The organism is Mesorhizobium loti R88b, assembly GCF_013170845.1.
In the GTDB taxonomy this organism is placed as follows: Bacteria; Pseudomonadota; Alphaproteobacteria; order Rhizobiales; family Rhizobiaceae; genus Mesorhizobium; species Mesorhizobium loti_B.
In genome coordinates this window covers 1,920,196-1,940,938 of sequence record NZ_CP033367.1, presented here as the reverse complement: position 1 = coordinate 1,940,938, position 20,743 = coordinate 1,920,196, and the positions used below count along the sequence as shown (strand labels likewise).

At 62.8% G+C, this 20,743-nt stretch carries 21 protein-coding genes and 1 tRNA gene; 16 read left to right on the top strand and 6 right to left on the bottom strand.

The window, feature by feature from the left end:
* The first annotated feature begins 304 nt into the window (after nucleotides 1-304).
* From EB235_RS09485 to EB235_RS09465, 5 genes are all read left to right on the top strand, one after another.
* A complete protein-coding gene (locus EB235_RS09485) occupies nucleotides 305-1,705 on the top strand; it encodes an oligosaccharide flippase family protein (protein ID WP_027031229.1) in 1,401 nt (466 codons plus the stop codon).
* A complete protein-coding gene (locus tag EB235_RS09480) occupies nucleotides 1,705-2,985 on the top strand; it encodes a GNAT family N-acetyltransferase (RefSeq protein WP_027031230.1) in 1,281 nt (426 codons plus the stop codon). Before EB235_RS09485 ends, EB235_RS09480 begins: the two co-directional genes overlap by 1 nt.
* Before the next feature lie 184 nt (nucleotides 2,986-3,169).
* Nucleotides 3,170-3,931, top strand: coding sequence for a creatininase family protein (locus EB235_RS09475; protein WP_245268839.1), 762 nt, complete (start codon nucleotides 3,170-3,172; stop codon nucleotides 3,929-3,931).
* Nucleotides 3,928-5,100 carry a YncE family protein gene (locus tag EB235_RS09470; RefSeq protein ID WP_027031232.1) on the top strand — a complete coding sequence of 391 codons (1,173 nt, stop codon included), beginning with the start codon at nucleotides 3,928-3,930 and terminating at the stop codon, nucleotides 5,098-5,100. The genes EB235_RS09475 and EB235_RS09470 overlap by 4 nt, the downstream gene beginning before the upstream one ends.
* Before the next feature lie 269 nt (nucleotides 5,101-5,369).
* A complete protein-coding gene (locus tag EB235_RS09465) occupies nucleotides 5,370-6,050 on the top strand; it encodes a hypothetical protein (RefSeq protein WP_051429687.1) in 681 nt (226 codons plus the stop codon).
* Between the two features lie 125 nt (nucleotides 6,051-6,175).
* On the opposite strand, the gene EB235_RS09460 is transcribed toward EB235_RS09465, so the two are convergent.
* Together EB235_RS09460 and EB235_RS09455 are read right to left on the bottom strand one after the other, a co-directional pair.
* Nucleotides 6,176-6,970 (bottom strand): hypothetical protein, encoded by a 795-nt coding sequence (locus EB235_RS09460; RefSeq protein WP_171878141.1) that lies wholly within the window; start codon nucleotides 6,968-6,970, stop codon nucleotides 6,176-6,178.
* Nucleotides 6,971-7,154: 184 nt separating this feature from the next.
* Nucleotides 7,155-7,239 (bottom strand) — tRNA-Leu (locus tag EB235_RS09455).
* Between the two features lie 273 nt (nucleotides 7,240-7,512).
* On the opposite strand from EB235_RS09455, the gene EB235_RS09450 reads away from it, so the two are divergent.
* Nucleotides 7,513-8,097 carry a YqaA family protein gene (locus tag EB235_RS09450; protein ID WP_027031234.1) on the top strand — a complete coding sequence of 195 codons (585 nt, stop codon included), beginning with the start codon at nucleotides 7,513-7,515 and terminating at the stop codon, nucleotides 8,095-8,097.
* Nucleotides 8,098-8,184: 87 nt separating this feature from the next.
* The gene (locus EB235_RS09445) at nucleotides 8,185-8,703 is read left to right on the top strand and encodes a disulfide bond formation protein B (protein WP_027031235.1); all 519 of its coding nucleotides are present in this window, start codon (nucleotides 8,185-8,187) and stop codon (nucleotides 8,701-8,703) included.
* Between the two features lie 154 nt (nucleotides 8,704-8,857).
* Here EB235_RS09445 and EB235_RS09440 read toward each other — a convergent pair whose 3' ends face one another.
* Nucleotides 8,858-9,415 (bottom strand): HNH endonuclease, encoded by a 558-nt coding sequence (locus EB235_RS09440; protein WP_027031236.1) that lies wholly within the window; start codon nucleotides 9,413-9,415, stop codon nucleotides 8,858-8,860.
* A gap of 128 nt (nucleotides 9,416-9,543) precedes the next feature.
* Nucleotides 9,544-10,185, bottom strand: a complete 642-nt coding sequence (locus EB235_RS09435; protein WP_027031237.1) for a DNA-3-methyladenine glycosylase family protein — start codon at nucleotides 10,183-10,185, stop codon at nucleotides 9,544-9,546.
* Nucleotides 10,186-10,260: 75 nt separating this feature from the next.
* Between EB235_RS09435 and gluQRS the strand changes: the two genes are divergently transcribed.
* On the top strand, nucleotides 10,261-11,136 hold the full coding sequence (gene gluQRS, locus EB235_RS09430; protein ID WP_027031238.1) for a tRNA glutamyl-Q(34) synthetase GluQRS: 876 nt from the start codon (nucleotides 10,261-10,263) through the stop codon (nucleotides 11,134-11,136).
* Nucleotides 11,137-11,285: 149 nt separating this feature from the next.
* Nucleotides 11,286-12,188 carry a DMT family transporter gene (locus EB235_RS09425; protein ID WP_027031239.1) on the top strand — a complete coding sequence of 301 codons (903 nt, stop codon included), beginning with the start codon at nucleotides 11,286-11,288 and terminating at the stop codon, nucleotides 12,186-12,188.
* Here the strand turns inward: EB235_RS09425 and EB235_RS09420 are convergent.
* Nucleotides 12,158-13,009 carry a YihY/virulence factor BrkB family protein gene (locus EB235_RS09420; protein ID WP_027031240.1) on the bottom strand — a complete coding sequence of 284 codons (852 nt, stop codon included), beginning with the start codon at nucleotides 13,007-13,009 and terminating at the stop codon, nucleotides 12,158-12,160. The two genes, EB235_RS09425 and EB235_RS09420, sit on opposite strands and share 31 nt — an antisense overlap.
* 58 nt (nucleotides 13,010-13,067) lie before the next feature.
* Between EB235_RS09420 and EB235_RS09415 the strand changes: the two genes are divergently transcribed.
* From EB235_RS09415 to EB235_RS09385, 7 genes are all read left to right on the top strand, one after another.
* Nucleotides 13,068-13,934 carry an SDR family oxidoreductase gene (locus tag EB235_RS09415; RefSeq protein WP_080680832.1) on the top strand — a complete coding sequence of 289 codons (867 nt, stop codon included), beginning with the start codon at nucleotides 13,068-13,070 and terminating at the stop codon, nucleotides 13,932-13,934.
* Nucleotides 13,935-13,959: 25 nt separating this feature from the next.
* Nucleotides 13,960-14,151, top strand: a complete 192-nt coding sequence (locus tag EB235_RS09410; RefSeq protein WP_027031242.1) for a twin transmembrane helix small protein — start codon at nucleotides 13,960-13,962, stop codon at nucleotides 14,149-14,151.
* Nucleotides 14,152-14,176: 25 nt separating this feature from the next.
* Nucleotides 14,177-14,758: a cob(I)yrinic acid a,c-diamide adenosyltransferase gene (locus tag EB235_RS09405; protein ID WP_027031243.1), complete on the top strand. Its 582-nt coding sequence runs from the start codon at nucleotides 14,177-14,179 to the stop codon at nucleotides 14,756-14,758.
* A gap of 33 nt (nucleotides 14,759-14,791) precedes the next feature.
* Nucleotides 14,792-15,592, top strand: a complete 801-nt coding sequence (locus EB235_RS09400; protein ID WP_027031244.1) for a rhomboid family intramembrane serine protease — start codon at nucleotides 14,792-14,794, stop codon at nucleotides 15,590-15,592.
* A gap of 213 nt (nucleotides 15,593-15,805) precedes the next feature.
* On the top strand, nucleotides 15,806-16,555 hold the full coding sequence (locus tag EB235_RS09395; RefSeq protein ID WP_027031245.1) for an electron transfer flavoprotein subunit beta/FixA family protein: 750 nt from the start codon (nucleotides 15,806-15,808) through the stop codon (nucleotides 16,553-16,555).
* 24 nt (nucleotides 16,556-16,579) lie between these two features.
* The gene (locus tag EB235_RS09390) at nucleotides 16,580-17,509 is read left to right on the top strand and encodes an electron transfer flavoprotein subunit alpha/FixB family protein (protein WP_027031246.1); all 930 of its coding nucleotides are present in this window, start codon (nucleotides 16,580-16,582) and stop codon (nucleotides 17,507-17,509) included.
* 195 nt (nucleotides 17,510-17,704) lie between these two features.
* The gene (locus tag EB235_RS09385; protein WP_027031247.1) at nucleotides 17,705-18,583 is read left to right on the top strand and encodes a 3-hydroxybutyryl-CoA dehydrogenase; all 879 of its coding nucleotides are present in this window, start codon (nucleotides 17,705-17,707) and stop codon (nucleotides 18,581-18,583) included.
* A gap of 91 nt (nucleotides 18,584-18,674) precedes the next feature.
* Here EB235_RS09385 and EB235_RS09380 read toward each other — a convergent pair whose 3' ends face one another.
* Complete coding sequence (locus tag EB235_RS09380; RefSeq protein ID WP_051429688.1) at nucleotides 18,675-20,639, bottom strand: PAS domain S-box protein; 1,965 nt, start codon at nucleotides 20,637-20,639, stop codon at nucleotides 18,675-18,677.
* Nucleotides 20,640-20,743: the final 104 nt, after the last annotated feature.

Below are 20,743 nucleotides of genomic sequence, written 5' to 3'. Positions count from 1 at the left end.
TTCTCCCCGTTCGCGGGGAGAAGGTGCCCGAAGGGCGGATGAGGGGCGGCGCTGAGTTCCGCGATTGGCCCACATCTCCACCGAGATGGATGAAATACCGGCCCCCGCAAAGCCGCTTCATCCGTAGGCAGTTCTTCTTCGCCCTGCCGGTATCAGCCCAAATCCCCACCGAGCGCCGCCCCTCATCCGCCTGCCGGCACCTTCTCCCCGTGAACGGGGCGAAGGAAGCTCACCCAACCGTTTCTTAATGTGTCTCCGCTACACCAAAGCCTGAAAAAGAGGCGGAAAACGGAGAATATTCGGGGTGCGCTTTTCCGCGGCCACGACTGCCGGGCGGTTCTTGCCGCAGCGTTTGGCGCTGCGCGTGGGGCCTCTGCTTGGCCGCATCGATGCCGTGCTGTTCACCGCCGATGAACGCGGCGAGGCCGGCCGCATGTCGGTCATCGCCTTCTCCATCCGCATCGTCAGCGCTGTTATCGCCTTCATCAGCCAGGTGCTGATGGCGCGCTGGATGGGTTCGTTCGAATACGGCATCTTCGTGCTTGTCTGGGTGACGATGGTCATCGTCGGCAACCTCGCCTGCCTCGGCTTCCACACCTCGGTCATCCGTTTCATCCCCGAATACCGCGAGCGCGGAATGATGGATGAACTGCGCGGCATCGTCGTGGCCAGCCGCCTGTTCGTGCTGATCGCCTCCACCATCATCGCCGGGCTCGGCGCGCTCGGCGTCTGGCTGGCAGCACCCTGGCTCGAAAACTACTACGTGATACCGTTCATCCTGGGCGTCATCTGCCTGCCTATGATCGCGGTGTCGGATCTGTTGCAAGGCCAGGCAAGGGCCAACAGCTGGGCGCTGTTTGCCCTGTCGCCAACCTATCTGATACGGCCGGTGCTGATCCTGCTGTTCATGGCGCTGATGCTTTACGCCGGCTACGCCGCCGATGCCAGGACGGCGATCTTCGCCTCGATCGCCGCCACCTATGTCACCACGCTCGCCCAGCTGATCGGCGTCACCCACCGCATGGAAAGGCAGATCCCGGCCGGGCCGATGAAGGTGCATTTCGCACAATGGTTCGTCGTCTCGCTGCCGATCTTCTTGGTCGAAAGCTTCTTCTTCCTGCTCACCAATGCCGATGTGCTGATGGTCGGCGCCTATATGGCGCCCAACGACGTCGCCGTCTATTTCGCCACGGTCAAGACGCTGGCGCTGGTGCATTTCGTCTATTTCGCCGTCAAGGCCGGTGTTGCCCAGCGCTATGCGCAATTCACCCATGGCGACCCGGAAAAGCTTGCCGCCTTCGCCCGCGAGACGGTGTCGTGGACCTTCTGGCCATCCCTGCTGATGGCGTTCCTGGTGCTGGCGCTGGGCGAACCCATGCTGGTGCTGTTCGGCCCCGAATTCACGTCCGGTTATCCGCTGCTGTTCCTGCTCGTCTTCGGCGTTGTGGCGCGCGCCGCCGTCGGCCCTTGCGAAAGCCTGCTCACCATGAGCGGCAACCAGAATATCTGCGCCGCCGTCTATGCCATGACACTGGCCTTCAACATCGGCCTCAACGTGGTGCTGATCCCGCATTTCGGCCTGTGGGGCGCGGCCATGGCCACCGCCTTTGCCATGATCTTCGAGGCCAGCGCGCTGTCCTTCACGGTGTGGCGCAAGCTCGGCATTGTCATGGTGATCTTCGTGCCTGCCAAAGGAGCCGCCTGATGGCCGCCATCCCGTTGCTCGAGGAAACCAGCGGCGGCACCGCCGGCGCCATGGTGTCCGGCCTCGCCGGGCTCGGGCGCGACGCCGATCCCGCCCATATCGAAATCCTCGCCAACAACCGGCCCGAGCGCAAGCTTGCCATCTATCCGGCATCGGCCGGCTTCGATCTGGTCGAGGAACTGGATTACCTCTGCGCCCGCACGATCGAGCCGAACGTCTTCTTCAACCCGCGCTTCCTGGCCCCGGCCATGCCGCGGCTGGAAGACCGCGAGGTGCGGCTGGCGGTGATCCGCGACGGCGACGAATACCGCAACCGGCTGCGGCTGCTGGTGCCGATCTCGGTCGAGCGCCCGGTGGTGCCGTTCGGCGTTCCGGTGATGCGTACATGGTCGAGCCCGTTTGGTCCGCTCGGCACGCCGCTGATCGACCGCGACGATCCGATAGGTGTCGTCGAGGATTTCTTCTCGATGCTGTCGCGCCCGCACCTCAAGCTGCCGAAAGTCTTTGTCTTGCCCGACATCAGGCTCGACGGTCCAGTGGCGAGCCTGCTTGCCACGGTGGCCGAGACGCGAGGGCTGACGCTGGTCACCACCAGCCAGGCCCAGCGCCCCGCGCTGGAGAGCGAACTCGACGGCGACGACTATCTGAAGGCCTCGCTGCGCTCGCACCATTATCGCGAGTTCCGCCGCCTGAAACGGCGCCTTGGCGACCTCGGCAGGCTGGAGCATGTGGTGGCGCGCGGCCCCGAAGACATCCGCCACGCCATCGAAAGCTTCCTGACGCTGGAAGCGTCCGGCTGGAAGGGCCGCGATCGCACCGCCATGGCGATCGACCGCTTCCGCGCCGCCTTTGCCCGCGAGGCGGTGCACAGGCTTGCCGAACAGGACATGTGCCGCATCCATTCGCTGACGCTCGATGGCCGCACCATCGCCTGCCTGATCGTCTTCGTCGAAGCCGGCGTCGCCTATACGTGGAAGACAGCCTATGACGAGACGCTGGCCGCCTATTCGCCGGGCACGCTGCTGATGATCGAGGTGACCAGGCAGCACCTCGACGATCCCAACATCATGATGACCGATTCCTGCGCGGTGCCAGATCATCCAGTGATGAGCAGGCTGTGGACCGAACGCAAGCCGATCGGAACGCTGGTGATCGGGCTGACGCCGGATGCCGACCGGCTCACCCGCCAGGCCGCCTCGCAACTGCATCTCTACCGCGAGACCCGCAACATGGCACGCCTGCTGCGCAACCGGATGAAGAGCCTGCTGAGACGGCGCTAGACCCATGATCTCGAACTTCCGCGACTGCAGGCGCCTTGCCGAGCCCCCTGCCCCTTACACAAATGGCGCAGGAACAACGGACGGGCGTCCGCGGTCCAATGCGACGTATGGCGCACAGGCCAGAACGATCGCACGGTTCGCGGGCACCGTCGTCTGCGTTTGGTTTCTGTCAGGCCTTGCGTCAGTGGCGAACGCCGCCAACGCGTCGGTTTTGCTCGAGGACCAGACCTGGACCGAACTGAGCGATCGGATCGCCGCCGGAATGACGACGATCATTGTCCCGATAGGTGGCACTGAACAGAGCGGCCCCGCTATGGCTTTGGGCAAGCACAATGTGCGGGTCAAGTTTCTGGCTGAAAAAATAGCCGGCCAACTGGGCAACGCGTTGGTCGCGCCCGTGATCTCCTATGTTCCGGAAGGAGCCATCGATCCGCCGACCGCCCATATGCGGTTTCCCGGCACGATCACCATCAGTGACAAGACTTTCGAGCAGCTGCTCGAATCCGCTGCCCGCAGCTTCAAGCTGCACGGCTTCAAGACCATCGTGCTGATCGGCGACCATGGTGGCTATCAGGCCGACGAGCGCCATGTCGCCGACCGCCTGAACGCCGAATGGCGCAAAACCCCGGTCAGGGTCTTTGCGGCGCTCGAGTACTATCAGATCACCCAAGGCGCCTATGTCGACAAGCTCCTGTCGGCCGGCGCGACGCGGCCGGAGATCGGAACCCACGCGGGATTGGCCGACACATCGCTCATGCTCGCCATCGATCCGTCCATGGTGCGCGAGGATCGCCTCGCGGCCACCCCGAAGCTCGATGCCGGCGACGGCGTCTATGGCGGCGATCCGACACGATCGTCAGCCGCGTTTGGCCAGCTCGGCGTCGACCTGATCGTCAACGGAACGACCGAAGCGATCCGTAAATTCGAAAAACAGCAGCCCAAATGATCAAACCATATCCGCAGGTCACGAGCTTTCGCGCGCTGCTCGTCTTGTTGCTTGCCCTGTCTTCGGCATCGGCTTCGGCCGGCTCATGCCCGGAGGATTGCAGCGAGCCGGCGCCTTCGCACTCCCCGATCAATATCTACGACCAGACAAGCTCTGATCATTTGAGCCCCGCGACGGCAGGCGCACTGCCTCGTGTCTATGTTCCAAACCGCTCGTCCAACAGCGTATCGGTCATCGACCCCCTGACGCTCAAGGAAGTCGACAGGTTCCCTGTCGGGCGCAAGCCGCAGCACATCGTTCCGTCCTGGGATCTGAAGACACTCTGGGTCGCCAACAACGCCAGCGGCACCAGCAAGGGTAGCGTGACACCAATCGACCCCAAGACCGCCAAGCCGGGTCACGAAATTCCGGTCGATGACCCCTACAACATGTATTTCATGCCGGACGGAAGTTCGGCCATCATAGTCGATGAAGCCTACCAGCGGCTCGACCTGCGCGATCCGCAGACCATGGCGCTGAAATCGACGCTCGCGACGCCGACCTGCCCCGGAATCAACCACGCCGATTTTTCCGTCGACAGTTCCTACGCCATCTTCACCTGCGAATATGGCGATGGCGGCCTGCTAAAGGTCGACCTGAAAAACCAGAAGGTGCTCGGCCACCTCGCTCTGTCGAAAATGGGCATGCCGCAGGACGTTAGGCTCTCCCCCGACGGCAGGGTCTTCTACGTCGCCGACATGATGAACGACGGCGTGTTCCTGATCGACGGAGACAGCTTTACCGAGATCGGCTTCATCGCCACCGGCATCGGCACGCACGGGTTTGTTGTCAGCCGTGACGGGAAAAAACTTTATGTGTCGAACCGCGGCTCGCACAAGATGGAGCAAGGCCGTGCAAAGGGGCCGGGCAGCGTGACGGTCATCGATTTCGCCACCCGCTCGGTCGTCGCTCAATGGCCGATACCGGGTGGCGGCAGCCCCGACATGGGCAATGTCAGCGCCGACGGCAAGCAATTGTGGCTGTCCGGTCGCTTCGATAGCGAGGTCTACATGATCGACACGACCTCGGGCGCCGTGACGAAAATCCGGGTCGGCGTCGAGCCCCACGGCCTGACGGTCTGGCCGCAGCCGGGCAGATACTCGCAAGGCCACACCGGCAACATGCGATAGGCGTCTCGACCGCGGAAACGCGTGACACAGCCGGCCAGTCCGCCTGCTTCGTCCAAGACAGAAACCGTTTTCATCGAAGAGTTTTCCTGCCGTCGCCTCCCGAGTGTGGCCAAACTGCACCGCCAATATCGTGCCGGGAGCCGTTTGGACAAAGCGATCCATACAAATGGCACGTCGTCACATAACTGTAATAGGGCGCGCCTAGCTAAATCCTCGCCACATCCCAACGCGCCGCTGTCCGACGCGCCGCCACATCTCGAGGAAAGACCATGCTTTTGCGCACCATCATCGCCCCATTGGGCGTCTGCTTGTCCATGGCCACATCGGCCTTTGCAGCCGACCTGGTCGAAGCCCCGCCACCGGCAGCGCCGACCTGGACGATTGCCATCGAGGGTAGCCCTGAATTCTACGCCATCGACAATGGCAGCAACACCGCCCGGTCGCTTGCCGACAGTTACTACAAGCTCAGTGTTTCGCACAGTTTCGACAACAATTTCGTCGGCGGGATCTTTATCCAGCCGACCTTCAAGACCGGTGGAAAGTCGCAGTACTACGCCGAAGCGAGCCTCGGCTACAAAATCAAGATCACCGATGCCTTCACCCTGACCCCCAGCCTGGGGCTCGGCTACACCTGGCACGATACAGGCATCATCAAAGATGCGGATGCCAATGCGAACGTTCCCTACTACGCCTTGTACATCGCCGGCGATTGGAAGGTTTCCAAGCAATGGACCTGGAACGTCTTCAACTTCCGCTACCGGAATGCCTTCAACGCCACCTGGGAAACGCCGAAGCTGGCCACCGGCTTGACCTACAGCATCGACTCCACCAACGCGGTCTATGCCAGCGTTGGCTATTCCTGGAAGAAGACCGACACCACGTCAGCCCCCTACAACGATCTCGCGGGCGACAAGTGGAACATCGCGATCGGGTACAAGCACTCGCTCTGAGCGGATTGGCAAAAGCCGGCTGAAGCCACAGTGCGGGCTTCAGCCACGTTCTCTCGGCTCCGAACAGGCTGGGCCGAGAGAACGCACCCTTGCGAACGCTTGGTCTTGCGCATGCCCTGCACAGCCTATCGGCTCATATCCGCCAAGGCATCGCGCATAGCGGAACTTTTAATGCCGAATATGCCTCCGTAGGGAAAATTCAAATCGACAATGACAAACATCACGCTGGCGACGGCCACGACCGAGATTGCCAGGGCCATGACACTCAACGTGCGCCGTGGAACCCGAAGCCCAAAGCTGAAGAACACGAGCGCCAGCCAGAAGCTGACTATGCCAGTGTACGAATTGCTGGCGCCACGATCCGAATCTTCAATGACCAGCCAACGGCTCTCCTCGACCATTGTGAAATTCAATCGGCACCTGGCAGCCATGTTTACATGCGCGGTATCCGCCGGCGCCACGGAGTCGATCGATACTCCGACCTCGTTCATGATGGCCTTTAGGGTCGCATCTTCGCCACTTACGGCCATGTGCTGAACATCCGGCATGCCGTCGACGACGGGCGCAACCTCGTGCGGCCACGTGCTCGCTATAACGGCAGCGGTATATTGGCGAAGGCGTTCTCTCGTTGCTCCCATCTCGGGGCCAAGATTTCGAAGGCATTCGTCCAGGCGTGCCAATTTGGCGGCGTAGAGCGAGCGGTCGCGGTTGGCGACATCGAAAGTCGATCTCGCCGAAGACAACTGCAGGCTGAGAACCAGGGCGGCGAAGGTTACGAGGAGACCTGTACCCAGGCTTACCGCATCCATATTGTCCTTCGAGAAATGGGCTTCATGCAGCCGGGCGCGCAACACGACCCCGCTGACCGCGCTTAAGCTGAACAGCATCAAAAACCCAAGCCCGTAGAGTATTTCCATCACGCAAAGTGGCCGGAAACTCGGCAATCGTGCCGTTTGATGTTGGCCTCTAGGAGTATAGCCGCACGCCAAACTACGCAAGCAGGTGGCCCGGGCACAGGATTGACGGCCATGGTCTATGGTTGGACGTTCGCATCGCTCTGGAAGCAAGCGCCCGCCACTGTCGTGTAGCGGGTTGTAGAGAAAATGGTGCCCCTAGCCGGGATCGAACCAGCACTCCTTGCGGAACTCGATTTTGAGTCGAGCGCGTCTACCAATTCCGCCATAGGGGCTCAGGCCGGGCGGCCTGGATGGGCGCGGACTATACGGTTGGAGGCCTGTTCGTCAACTGGCCAATTCCAGGGATCGCCCTCATGCGACCAACTGCGCCTTTTGATTTCGTGGCGGCGCTGCCATTGTGCAGCGCGGAAAATCTTTCTAGACAGGCGGCGCATGGAGCGTGGCGCGTCGGAACGGATGGCCGCGCGCGCTTTGGGTCTTGTCTTCATCCATGCCCTTGCCCCAGGCATCTGCGCTTTTTTGGGCGACATGCATTAGGAGAGCCGATGCTTCGCGGACTGTACGATTGGACCCTGTCGCTGGCGGCGCGCAAATCTGCTGAATGGTGGCTGGCCTTCATCGCCTTCGTCGAGAGCTCGGTGTTCTTCATTCCGGCGGACGTACTGTTCCTGCCCATGGCGTTGGCACGGCCCGAACGCGCCTATCGCTACGCGCTGACCGCCACAGTTGCGTCCGTGCTGGGCGGCATTGCCGGGTGGCTGATCGGCTACTATGCCTACGACACGATAGCACGGCCGATTCTGGAGCACTTCGGCGGCCTTGCCGCCTTCGAGCAGTGGCAGTCGTCGGGCACGGGGCTAATGCTGGTGCTGCTCGTCACGTCCGGCGTTGCGCACCTGCCGCCGATCAAGGTGGTCACCATTCTGGCCGGGGCGCTTCACATAAATCTTGTTGTTTTCATCGTCTCGGCCATCCTGGCGCGAGGCGCTCGTTTCCTGCTGCTTGCCTGGCTGCTGCGTCGCTATGGTGAGTCGATCAAGGAGTTCATCGAGAAGCGCCTGGGATTGATTGTCGGCGCCGGCGCGGCTGCCCTGATTTTGCTCTATATCCTGATCAAATACGCGCTCTAGTCCATGTCGCCCAATAGTGTCCTGCGGTTTTGGGACAACGACATGGATAAGGGCGAACGGGCGGCGAACACAACGGACGAAAGAACCATGACAGCGACCATGAATGCCGACACCGGACGCCAGCGCACGCGCATGGCCTTGTTTCTCGCAGTCGCCATGGCCGCTACCGTCGGCTCGGCCCTCGGCTTCGAGCACATCGGCGGCTACATCCCTTGCCATCTCTGCCTGGAGCAGCGCACCCCCTATTACGTCGGCGTGCCGTTGATGGTGCTGGCGGCGATTGCATCGATGCTGCGCGCGCCGGCCTGGCTGACGCGCGGCCTGCTGGGCATCGGCGGCCTGCTGATGCTCTACGGCCTCTATCTCGGCGTCTACCACTCCGGCGTCGAATGGCAGTGGTGGGCAGGCCCGACCGATTGCACGGCAGGCGCCGGGCCGGTCGACACCGGCGGCAAGGGCGTGCTCGACGCACTCGACAAATTCGTGCCGCCCTCCTGCGACAAGGCCGCACTGCGCATCCTTGGCCTGTCTTTGGCCGGCTGGAACGCCATCGCCAGCCTGATCCTCGCCGCCGTCGCCTTCCGCGGCGCGCTGTCGCGCGATTAAGCTGCAGAGCCGACGCGAGATCGTTCAAAGAATTCGGCAGGCTGAGTCGGATGAAGTGATTTTCGAGAACCGGAGCGGAGCGTATTAAAGCACGTGAGCACCGGAAGCGCAGAAAATCGCTTCGGCGGCCAGCCTCCCGAATTCTCGAACGATCTCAAGGTTCGAGTTCGACATCCCAGTAGAGATAATCCATCCAGCTTTCATGCAGATGGTTCGGCGGGAACAGCCGGCCATTGTTGTGCAGATCATGCACCGTCGGCTGGTAAGGCTTCTGCAGCGGAAACATCTTGGCATGCGCCGGCATCATACCGCCCTTCCTGAGGTTGCAGGGCGAACAGGCGGCGACGACATTCTCCCAGGTCGTGGCACCGCCGCGATGGCGGGGAATGACGTGGTCGAAGGTCAGATCCTCCGGCGTGCCGCAATACTGGCACTGGAAGCGGTCGCGCAGGAAGACGTTGAAGCGGGTGAAGGCCGGATGCCTGGACGGCTTCACATAGGCCTTCAGGCTGACCACGCTCGGCAGCTTCATCGAGAAGGTCGGCGAGGACACCGCATGCTCGTATTCGGCGACGATGTTCACCCGGTCGAGGAACACCGCCTTGATGGCATCCTGCCAGGACCAGAGCGACAAGGGGTAATAGCTGAGCGGACGGTAATCCGCATTCAGCACCAGTGCTGGAAGCCCATCCGGAGATACGGCAACCGTCACGTGTTCACCTCCTTGGTTCTAGACCCGAACGGCGCGGATACTGTAAGCCCGACATGACAGGGATGTGAAGCGGATTGTCGTTCGGCCAAAGTGCCAAAAACGCATGATTTTCATGGTTTTTTGCAGAGTCAGGCCGGTGGTGCAGCATCCCGTCCTCTGGTTTCGCGATAATAGGACCAGAAAAGCCGCGATGCGACACCTCGCCACGGGCTCCATGATTCGGCGAGCTGGATCAGTGTTTTCTCCGGCGGACGCGGGTCGATGCCGAGCGCATGACCGACCGCGCTCTGCAAGGCAACGTCACGCGCCGGGAAGATGTCGGGGTGCCCGGCGGCAAACAGGAGATAAACTTCCGCCGTCCATGGGCCGATACCGGACACCGCAGTCATCGCCGTGATCGCCTCCTCAGCCTCAAGCGAACAGAGGTGATTGAGGTCGAGGCCGTCGGCCACCGCCTGGGCAACCGCGATCAGGCCGCGCTGCTTGGGCCGCGACAGGCCGGCCTCGCGAAACATGTCCTCGCCGGCCGCCAGAACCGCCTGCGGCGTCAGCGGATCGACAAGCCTGGTCAGCCGGCCAAAGATGGCGTCGGCGCTCGCCCGGGACACTTGCTGCGAGACGATGATCGAGGCCAGGCTCCTGAAGCCCGGCTCTGAGAGCCGCAGCGGCACTTCGCCCGCCATGCCGCGCACCTTCTCCAGGCGCGGGTCGATGATGCAAAGCGCATCCAGCCCCCGGGCGATGTCGTCCAGTGTCGCGATGCGTTGCATGGTTTCCTTGTCCGCCGATGTGCCGCAAGGTAGCAACCGCCGAAACCACAGCACAACCCGATTGCCGCTTGAGACATGACGCTCCTGACATTCCGCTTCGCGCCCAGCCCCAATGGAGAACTGCACCTTGGCCACGCCTATTCGGCGCTGCTCAACCAGAAGCTGGCAAGGGCGTCGGGCGGCCGTCTGCTGCTGCGCATCGAGGATATCGACACGACGCGCTGCACGCCGCAATTAGAGGCCGGCGTGCTTGCCGATCTCAAATGGCTGGGCCTTGGCTGGGAAGAGCCGGTGCGCCGCCAGTCCGAGCATTTTGCCGAGTACGAGGCGGTGCTTGACCGGCTGATAGGCATGGAACTGGTCTATCCCGCCTTCATGAGCCGGGGCGACATCAGGGCCTTCATCACCGAAAGCGAGAAGCGCGGGCGTGTCTGGCCGCGCGATCCCGACGGCGTGCCACTCTATCCCCCCGCCGACAAGGCATTGACCATGAACGAGCGCAAGCGGCGCATCGCCGAGAATGCACCCTTCGCCTGGCGTCTGGATGTCGATGCCGCTGTTGCGCGTGTCGGCGGGGATCTCGCATGGACCGAATTCACCGATGAGACGCTTTCCGCGACCCGTTTGGTCGAAGCCCGACCGCAGGACTGGGGCGACGTGATCGTGGCGCGCCGCGATATCCCGACCAGCTATCACCTCGCAGTCGTCATGGACGATGCGCTGCAAGGCGTCAGCCATGTCGTGCGTGGCCAGGACCTGTTTTCCGCCACCGGCGTGCAGCGCCTGCTCCAGGAGCTTCTGGGGCTCCCGCAACCGGCCTATTTCCATCATCGGCTCATCCTCGGGCCGGACGGGCGAAAACTGTCGAAGAGCCTTGGCGACAGCGGCCTTGCCACGCTGCGCGGCACCGGTGCGTCGCCGGACGATGTCAGGCGAATGATCGGGCTTTGACCTCAGTGAGCCTGGTAAGCAGCCTGGCGGACGTACCGCCGGTTGAATTCCCGTGATGCATGGATCAATCGTTTGGTTTTGCGCGCCGGGCTGAACGGGATTAGAGCAGCGCCACGTTCAATTCTTTCCAGCGCGGTGGTTTCCGGAAAATGCACAGCATCAAGCGGTTCATCCCCGCCACCTTCGTCGTCCTGTGGGCGACCGGCTTCATCGGCGCGCGCTACGCCATGCCGTGGGCGGAGCCGTTCACCTTCCTCGCCGCACGGTTCGTCATCGCCGCCATCCTGCTGGCTGTGCTGATGCTGGTGCTCGGCTCGAAACGCGCTACGCGGGAAGAGGCGCTGCATGCGACGGGCGCCGGCGTGCTGATGCACGGCGTCTATCTCGGCGCCGTCTTCTGGGCCATCCACCGGGGCATGCCCGCCGGATTTTCGGCTCTCATCGTCGGCCTGCAGCCGCTGATCACGGCCGTGCTTGCCGGCAAATTCCTGGGCGAAGCGATCCTGCCGCGCCACTGGCTTGGCCTGGGCATCGGCCTGATCGGCATCGTCATCGTGCTGTGGCCGAAGCTCGGCGCGCTCGGCGGCGGCGTGACGGTGGCGACCCTGACAGCCTCGCTGGTCTCGGTGCTCGGCATGAGCGCCGGCACCATCTGGCAGAAGCGATTTGCCTCCGGCGGCGACCTCGTCGCCGCGACCATGTGGCAATATGTCGGCGGCGCCTCCGTGATGATCCTGGCAGCACTTGCCTTCGAAACACATACAGTCACCATCAACGGCGAACTGATCTTCGCCATGGCCTGGCTGGTGCTGGTGCTGTCGCTTGGCGCCATCTTCCTGTTGATGGTGATGATCCGCGACGGCGAAATGTCGAAAGTCGCCTCGCTGTTCTACCTGGTGCCGGCGGTGACGGCGATCATCGCCTGGGCCCTGTTCGACGAGCAGCTCAACGCGCTGCAGATTGTCGGCATGGCGATCACCACCTTCGGCGTTGGCCTGGCAACGGCGCGACCTGCAAAATCTCAGCCGACCCGGGCACGCGCCTCAAGGTAACGGCTGATCGCGGCATTGAGCTCGCCGCCTAGGATGAAGATCGCTGAGACGATGTAGAGGAAAACCACCGCGATCATGATCGAGGCGAGACCGGCATACGTCGTCACATAAGACGAGAAATGGTCGAGATAGGTGGCAAACATCGTCGAGCCGATGAGCCATGCGGCCAGTGTGAAGATGATGCCCGGCACCAGTGAGACGAAGCGGCGCTTGCCGGCCGGCAGCCAGTAGTGGACGGCAAACAAGCCACCGATGATGACAGTCGAGGCAATGACATAACGCCACAGCGTGATCGTGCCGGTGTAGGGTTTGATCCACTCGAAATGGGCTTCCGCCAGCCGCGCCAGCAAGGGCGCGAACACCAGGAGCACGCTGATCGCGAGGAAACCGGCCGTCGCGATCAGCACGAAGAAAATGCTCTGCACGCGGCGATAAATGATGCCGCGCGTTTCCGTGACCCGATAGGCGCGGTTGAGTGACGTGCGCAGCGCCTCGATGCCGTTCGAGGCAAAGTAGGCGGCAAGCAGCACGCCATAGGTCAACAGGTCGGTGCGCCTGACGGTCAGCACGTTCAGCACCTCATGCGCGATCGGCTTGGCGATCTGATCCGGCCAGGTATCAAAGACCAGATGCACGGCCGTGTCGGCAAAGGCCTGGGCGCCGAGGAAGCTGCCCAAGGTCGTTGCAAAGATCAGGAACGGAAACAGCGCCATCAGCGAGGTGATCGCCAGATGGCTGGCCATCGCCCAGCCGTCATCGGTGTTGAAATGTCCGAGCGCGTCGTAGAGCACGCGGCGCAGGGCGACAATGTTCCGCAGCAAGGACGCGCGCTCCCTTCGATTGTCTCGACGCCGCGAATATGGGAAGTGAATGCGGCAAATGGCAACCCTAAGTCAAACCACGATTTCTTCAGCTCCCGAGTTGCGCACCATCATCGTCACCGGTGCGTCCTCCGGCATCGGCGCCTACTGCGCCCGGGCGTTGAAGGCCGAGGGCTGGCGGGTGTTCGCGACGGCGCGGAAGCCGGAAGACATCGCCGCCCTCGAAGCGGACGGCATCGAGGCTTTCTATCTCGACTACAGCGAACCGGACTCAATCGCCGCCCTGGTAGCGGCGGTGCTCGACCGCACCGGTGGCACGCTCGACGCGCTCTTCAACAATGGCGCCTACGCGCAGGCAGGCGCTGTCGAGGACCTGTCGGTGGCAGCGCTCAAAGCGCAATTCGAGGTCAATTTCTTCGGCTGGCATGATTTGACCAGCCGCCTCGTGCCGGTGATGCGCCGCCAGGGCCATGGCCGCATCGTCCATTGCTCGTCGATCCTTGGCCTGGTGCCGGTGCGCTTCCGCGGCGCCTATTCGGCATCGAAGCATGCGCTCGAAGCGCTGATGCTCTGCCAGCGCCAGGAACTGGAAGGCAGCGGCATCCATGTTTCGCTGATCGAGCCGGGGCCGGTGAAATCGAAGATCGCCAGCAACGGCCTGCCCTGGTTCCTGAAAAACATCGACATCGAGAAGTCCGTGCATAGCGCCGACTATGCCGCGCAACTGGAACGGCTGCGCGCCGGCGGCAGCCAGTCGGCGCTGAAACCCGGGCCGGAGGTGGTCCACAAGGTTCTGCGCCATGCACTTCTGTCGCGGCGCCCGCGCCCGCACTATGTGGTAACAGTGCCGGCTAAAATCGGCGCAGCGCTCAAACGCATCCTGCCGGCATCGATACTCTACCGCCTGATGGCCAAACGCGCCTGAACGCCAAACAACTGGAAACGCAATAATGGCAACCGTCTTCAACATCCTCGCCATTCTGGTCATGGCCGCCGTGGTGATCGTGCTGATCCGAGGCCTCATCAACATGATGCGTGGCGGTTCCGGCGTCACCTCGAACAAGCTGATGCAGGCACGCGTCATGCTGCAGGCCGTGGCGCTGGTGCTGATCCTGCTGGCCGTGTATTTCACCCGCAAGTGAGGATACCGGCAGCGGGGGAGACGACATGGTCAAGCTCAACAAGATCTATACCCGCACCGGCGACGACGGCACCACGGGCCTCGGCACTGGTGAACGGCGGCTAAAATCCGACCGGCGTGTGGACGCCTACGGTACGGTGGACGAAGCCAATGCCTGCATCGGCATTGCCCGTGTCCATACCGCAGAGAACCACCCGGCGATCGACGCCATGCTTTCGCGCATCCAGAACGATCTCTTCGACCTCGGCGCCGACCTTGCCGTGCCGGACGACGGCAAGCCGCTCGAATACGAGCCGTTGCGGATCACCGCGGCTCAGACAGACCGTGTCGAGAAGGACATCAACCTCCTCAACAAGGACCTCCAGCCGCTCAAATCCTTTGTGCTCAATGGCGGTTCGCCGGCGGCCGCTGCCTTGCATCTTGCCCGCACCGTGGCGCGGCGGGCCGAACGGCTGATGGTGGCCTTGGCGCAAGAACCGCATGAGCACGTCAACCGCGACGGGCTGAAATACATCAATCGCGTTTCGGATTTCCTGTTTGTCGCCGCCCGAGCGGTCAATGACAATGGAAATGCCGACGTGCTATGGGTTCCCGGCAAGAACCGCTGAACGGACCGAAGAGCGGGAGGGGGCCAGCAACCGATGTTCATCCCGCTTTACGACACCAACAGGCTGCGCCATATCCGCCTGCAATATGTGACGATCGGGCTGATCGTGGCCAACGCGCTGGTCTATTGCGCCACCGCGCTCGGCGGCGAGAACTTCACCAATGCAGCGGTGCTTGGCCTCGGCTTCATTCCATCGGTCGTTCACAACACGGCCGAGCTCGACCCGCGCTTTATTATCATTCCGGAAAGCCTGAGCTACCTCACCTACTCCTTTCTGCATGCCGACATTTTCCACCTCGGTGGCAACATGCTGTTCCTGTGGGTGTTCGGCGACAATGTCGAGGACGCGCTCGGCCACATCCGCTACCTGATCTTCTACCTGCTGTGCGCCATCGCCGGCGCCGCTTTCCAGGGGCTCGTCGCCTGGAACTCTCAGGTGCCGCTGATCGGTGCCTCCGGTGCCATCGCCGGCGTGGTCGTCGCCTACCTGATCCTCTACCCCAGGGTGAAGGTCTGGGTGCTGGCCTTTGCCCGTATCCCTTTGCGCATACCGGCCTTCATCCCGCTCATCCTGTGGGTGCTGTTCCAGGTTTTCATGTTTGCCCGCGGCGGCGAGGACCAGATTTCCTGGGCTTGCCACATCGGCGGCATCATGGCAGGCGCCGTGCTGGTGCTTGTCCTGCGCAGCCGCGGCGTGCCGCTTTTTGCCGGCGCCGATGAGGATACCGTGTCTCCTGCGCCCGACCAGCCGCCGGTTGCTGCCGAACCAGCGGCGTCAGAACCGCCAGCCACCACGGCGCGCTGGGGCCGAGGAAATCCTTCTGGCTCAAACTGAACCGATTTGAGCCGCTTTCAGCGTATTGACGTGCAGGGTTACCACAACTACGGAAACGTCTGCGCCGCAGTCCAAGACGGGCAAAGACCAGAATTTCCATCCGGCCAGAATTCCGTCTGGCCGGAATTCAGTCGGGAATGTCGGCTTTCGACAACTCAGAAAAGGCGCAGGCTGCTATAGCGCGCCCAACTAGCGTGAAGAGGTGACAGGCAAATGAAGATCCTAGTGCCCGTGAAGCGGGTTGTGGATGCGAACGTCAAGGTTCGTGTGAAGGCTGATGGTTCGGCGGTTGAACTCGCCAACGTCAAGATGGCGATGAACCCGTTCGACGAGATCGCGGTCGAAGAGGCGATCCGGCTGAAGGAAGCCGGCAAGGCCGAAGAAATCATCGTCGTGTCGATCGGACCGCAGCAGGCGCAGGAAACCTTGCGCACCGCGCTCGCCATGGGCGCCGACCGCGCCATCCTGGTCAAGACCGACGAGCAGACCGAACCACTCGGCGTAGCCAAGGTGCTGAAGGGCGTCGTCGACGCCGAGCAGCCCGGCCTCGTCATCCTCGGCAAGCAAGCAATCGACGACGATTCCAACCAGACCGGCCAGATGCTGGCCGCACTGCTGGGCTGGGCACAGGGTACCTTCGCCTCCAAGATCGTGCTCGACGGCGACAAGGCCAAGGTAACGCGCGAAGTCGACGGCGGCCTGCAGACGGTGGAGCTGAAGATGCCGGCGATCGTCACCGCCGACCTTCGCCTCAACCAGCCGCGCTACGCCTCGCTGCCCAACATCATGAAGGCCAAGAAGAAGCAGCTCGACGAAAAGAGCCCGGCCGACTACGGCGCCGACGTCAAGCCGCGCCTCAAGGTCATCAAGACCGAGGAGCCGAGCGGCCGCAAGGCGGGCGTCAAGGTGAAGAGCGTTGCCGAGCTCATCGACAAGCTCAAGAACGAAGCCGGCGTCTTGTAAGCGATCGGGAAAGGAACAGATAAAATGGCAATTCTCCTCATCGCCGAACACGACAACGCAACGCTCTCCGACCAGACCGCCAAGGCGCTGTCGGCAGCCCTGCAGATCGGCTCCGACGTGCATGTGCTGGTGGCCGGCAAGGGCGCCAAGGGCGCTGCTGAAGCCGCCGCCAAGCTGAAGGGCGTGACCAAGGTGCTGCTCGCAGAAGCCGACGAACTCACTGAGCGCCTCGCCGAACCGACGGCAGCACTCGTTGTGTCGCTCGCGGGCGGCTATGACACCATCATCGCGCCGGCGACCTCGTCGGGAAAGAACATCGCGCCACGCGTCGCCGCCCTGCTCGATGTCGCGCAGGTCTCCGAAATCATCGAAGTGGTCTCGCCGGATACCTTCAAGCGGCCGATCTACGCCGGCAACGCCATCCAGACGGTGCAGTCGACCGACGCCAAGAAGGTCATCACCGTGCGCACCGCCTCCTTCCAGGCGGCACCAGAGGGCGGCTCCGCTGCGGTCGAGACAGTCAACGCGGCGGCCAATCCCGGCCTGTCCACCTTCGTCGAGAACAAGCTGTCGGAGAACGACCGTCCGGAACTGACCTCGGCCAAGATCATCATCTCCGGCGGCCGCGCGCTCGGCTCGGCGGAAAAATTCCAGGAGGTCATCCTGCCGGTTGCCGACAAGCTTGGTGCGGCGGTTGGTGCTTCGCGCGCGGCGGTGGATGCCGGCTATGCTCCGAACGACTGGCAGGTCGGCCAGACCGGCAAGGTCGTCGCCCCCGATCTCTACATCGCGGTCGGCATCTCCGGCGCTATCCAGCATCTCGCCGGCATGAAGGATTCCAAGGTTATCGTCGCCATCAACAAGGATGAGGAGGCACCGATCTTCCAGGTTGCCGACTACGGCCTCGTCGGCGATCTTTTCGTCATCTTGCCGGAGTTGCAGAAGGCGCTTTGACGCTTTCGGACAAAGCGTATTAAATGCCTGGGGTGGGGTAGACGAAGTCGCCCCGCCCTTTTAGTTTGCACTGCACAAAAACAGGCCGCAGAGGCCAAAGCAATTCCAGCGGTTTTGCGTCCGGAATTGCAATAAAACAAAAAGGTGGGGCGCTTCCGCAATTCAGGCGGAAGGGCTCCGGACGGGATCGGTGTAATGAGCAAGATCGAGACGATCGGCATCATCGGCGCGGGCCAGATGGGTGGGGGTATCGCCCACGTCTCCGCGCTTTCAGGCTTCAAGGTGCTCATCTACGATATATCGCCTGACCGCATCGAGAAGGGCATCGCCACCATCAGCGGCAACATGGCCCGCCAGGTGGGCTCAGGCAAGCTCGACGAGAAGCTGCGCAACCAGGCGATGGCGCGCATTGCCTCGGCACCGACGATGGCCGATCTTGCCGGCGCCGACCTGGTGATCGAGGCGGCGACCGAGGACGAGACGGTCAAGCGCAAGATCTATGCGCAGCTCTGTCCGCAGCTCAATCCCGAAGCGATCCTGGCGACCAACACCTCATCGATCTCGATCACGCGGCTCGCCGCGCAGACCGACCGGCCGGAGCGTTTCATCGGCATACATTTCATGAACCCGGTGCCACTGATGAAGCTGGTCGAACTGGTGCGTGGCATCGCCACCGAGGACCAGACCTTCGAGGCGGCAAAGACCTATGTGAAGCAGCTCGACAAGACGATCACGGTCTCGGAGGATTTCCCGGCCTTCATCGTCAACCGCATCCTGCTGCCGATGATCAACGAGGCGATCTACACGCTCTATGAGGGCGTCGGCTCGGTCGACGCCATCGACACTGCCATGCGGCTCGGCGCCAATCATCCGATGGGACCGCTGCAGCTGGCCGACTTCATCGGCCTCGACACCTGCCTGTCGATCATGCAGGTGCTGCATGACGGCCTGTCGGATTCGAAGTATCGCCCCTGCCCGCTGCTGGTCAAATATGTCGAGGCCGGCTGGCTCGGTCGCAAGACCGGGCGCGGCTTCTACGATTATCGCGGCGAGCATCCCGTCCCGACGCGATAAAGCAATTCCAGGAAAAGTTTGAAGCGGCTTTCCCGGGGAAACGCATCGCGCTTTCCCTTGGGAATTGCGTCAAAAAGAGGTACGCGTCCGCTTACGACGCCGCAGCCAGCGGCGTGGGCGGCACCGACCTGTCGTCGGCGATCTTGCCGTCTGGCGCCACGGAAACGCAGCCGCGGCCGGCGGCCTTGGCCACGTAGCAGGCGGCGTCGGCCTTGGCGATGATCTCGTCGACTTCCCCGCAATTGGCGCAGATCGCCGCCAGGCCGATGCTGGCGCCGATCGCGTGCTGGCGGCCATCCCAGGTGAAGTTCAGGCCGGCTATCGCATCGATGATGGAGCGTGCCGCGATCCTGGCGCCGGCGGTCGAACCGGATTTCAGGATGACCGCGAATTCGTCGCCGCCCAGGCGCGCGACGATGTCTTCAGGACCAAGCACGCCGCGCACCGCCTCGGCAACCCGCTTCAGCAAGGCGTCTCCCGCGGCGTGACCGCCTGTGTCGTTGACCAGTTTGAAATGGTCGAGGTCGATGAACATGAACTGATGGCCGCCCCCAGCCGTCGTGCCGTCCTTGCGCGCCTGATCGACCAGTCCCTCCATGGTACGGATGAAGCTTGAGCGATTGGCAAGGCCGGTCAGCGCATCATGCGCCGCGGCGTGGGCCAGCTGGCGCTGCAGCGCACGTGCATCGGTGAAGTCCTGGAAGACGATGACCAGACCGCAGAATTCGCTGCGTTCATTCATGATCGGCGACACGACCTGGCGGATGCTGCAGCGTGTGTCATCACGCCGGATCAACACGGCGCGGCTGTTCTGATCGGAGGGCGCTTCCGCGCCAATCGCGGGCCGTGTCACCCCGATCCTGTGACCCGTCTCCTCGTCGACCGCCCAATAGACATGGCCGAGCGTCTTGCCGAGAGCCGCCGCGCCGGAAACGCCGGTCAGCTTCTCGGCAACCGGGTTCATGAAGGTGACGCGGTTCGCCGCATCGGTGCAGATGACGGCATCGCCGATCGACTGCAGCGTCACCCTGAGCCGCTCTTTCTCGTCGGCCAGCATCGCCGCCGACACCGTCAGGCGCTCTTCGGCCTGCTTGCGCCGGGTGATGTCAGTCAGGCTGCCGATGGCCCTGACCAGACGCCCGTCCCGGTCGCGCTCGATGGCTTTGCCGCGATCGAGGATCCAGACCCACTGACCATCCTTGTGGCGCATCCTGAACTCGGCTTCAAAAAACTCGGTCTTGCCGTCGAGATGGGCGCGGTCCGCCTCGGCGACGGCCTCGCGGTCGTCGGGATGGATCATCGTCAGCCAGCGATCGGGGTCGCCATCGAGTTCACCATCCGCATAGCCAAGCATCTTGACCCAGGTGGAGGAATAGGTGGTGCCGCCTCTGCGGATGTCGAGGTCCCAGACGCCTTGGCCGGCGCCGGCCAGCGCGAAATTCCACCGCGTTTCGGCCTCGGCAATGCGCGCCTCGGCCTGCTTGCGCGCGTCGATGTCCTCGATCTGCGAGACGAGATAGAGCGGGCGCCCGCTTGTCTCGTCACGAATGACGGAGCCGGCAAGATGTGCCCAGACGGGCGTGCCGTCCTTGCGCAGATAGCGTTTCTCGAAGTGAAAAGCATTGACGGTCCCGGCCTTCAGACCGTCCATCGTTTCGCGTCCGATCTGCAGGTCGTCGGGATGGGTGATCTGAAGAAAGGTCAGCGCCTCGATCTCCTCGCGGCTGTAGCCAAGCATGGCGGCGAAAGCTGGATTGGTTTCGAGAATGCGCCCGTCCAGCCCGACAATAGCGATGCCGATCGCCGAATCCTGCATGGCCCGACGGAACCGCTGCTCGCTCTGCGCGATCTGCCGCCGGTCGTCGGAGATGCGGACGACAAACAGGCCGGCGAGGAAAAGCGCACCGGCGGCAACGGCGACCGACACCTGAAGACAAAGCCTGAGTGTGTCCGCACCAAGCTCAAGCCTCGGCAGCATGAGGGAGGCTGCCACCACGGCAAGACCGGCCACAAGCAACGCCGGCGCTGCCTGTTTGTGGGGCCTCGGCCCGATCATTCCTCGCAATGTCACGATCTGTGCCACCCCCGTGGGCAATCGCTTTTTCCCGTCAAAACCTTGAAGGATCGATTTTAAGGAAAGGTTGCGCCTGGGGTACCGGC

Excerpts from the sequence above, each read along its gene's own strand:
- EB235_RS09480 (WP_027031230.1), top strand. The coding sequence starts at position 1,705 with ATGGCCGCCATCCCGTTGCTCGAGGAAACCAGCGGCGGCACCGCCGGC.
- EB235_RS09470 (WP_027031232.1), top strand. The coding sequence starts at position 3,928 with ATGATCAAACCATATCCGCAGGTCACGAGCTTTCGCGCGCTGCTCGTC.
- EB235_RS09465 (WP_051429687.1), top strand. The coding sequence starts at position 5,370 with ATGCTTTTGCGCACCATCATCGCCCCATTGGGCGTCTGCTTGTCCATG.
- EB235_RS09450 (WP_027031234.1), top strand. The coding sequence starts at position 7,513 with ATGCTTCGCGGACTGTACGATTGGACCCTGTCGCTGGCGGCGCGCAAA.
- EB235_RS09445 (WP_027031235.1), top strand. The coding sequence starts at position 8,185 with ATGACAGCGACCATGAATGCCGACACCGGACGCCAGCGCACGCGCATG.
- EB235_RS09435 (WP_027031237.1), bottom strand. The coding sequence starts at position 10,185 with ATGCAACGCATCGCGACACTGGACGACATCGCCCGGGGGCTGGATGCG.
- gluQRS (WP_027031238.1), top strand. The coding sequence starts at position 10,261 with ATGACGCTCCTGACATTCCGCTTCGCGCCCAGCCCCAATGGAGAACTG.
- EB235_RS09425 (WP_027031239.1), top strand. The coding sequence starts at position 11,286 with ATGCACAGCATCAAGCGGTTCATCCCCGCCACCTTCGTCGTCCTGTGG.
- EB235_RS09415 (WP_080680832.1), top strand. The coding sequence starts at position 13,068 with ATGGCAACCCTAAGTCAAACCACGATTTCTTCAGCTCCCGAGTTGCGC.
- EB235_RS09410 (WP_027031242.1), top strand. The coding sequence starts at position 13,960 with ATGGCAACCGTCTTCAACATCCTCGCCATTCTGGTCATGGCCGCCGTG.
- EB235_RS09405 (WP_027031243.1), top strand. The coding sequence starts at position 14,177 with ATGGTCAAGCTCAACAAGATCTATACCCGCACCGGCGACGACGGCACC.
- EB235_RS09400 (WP_027031244.1), top strand. The coding sequence starts at position 14,792 with ATGTTCATCCCGCTTTACGACACCAACAGGCTGCGCCATATCCGCCTG.
- EB235_RS09395 (WP_027031245.1), top strand. The coding sequence starts at position 15,806 with ATGAAGATCCTAGTGCCCGTGAAGCGGGTTGTGGATGCGAACGTCAAG.
- EB235_RS09390 (WP_027031246.1), top strand. The coding sequence starts at position 16,580 with ATGGCAATTCTCCTCATCGCCGAACACGACAACGCAACGCTCTCCGAC.
- EB235_RS09385 (WP_027031247.1), top strand. The coding sequence starts at position 17,705 with ATGAGCAAGATCGAGACGATCGGCATCATCGGCGCGGGCCAGATGGGT.
- EB235_RS09380 (WP_051429688.1), bottom strand. The coding sequence starts at position 20,639 with ATGATCGGGCCGAGGCCCCACAAACAGGCAGCGCCGGCGTTGCTTGTG.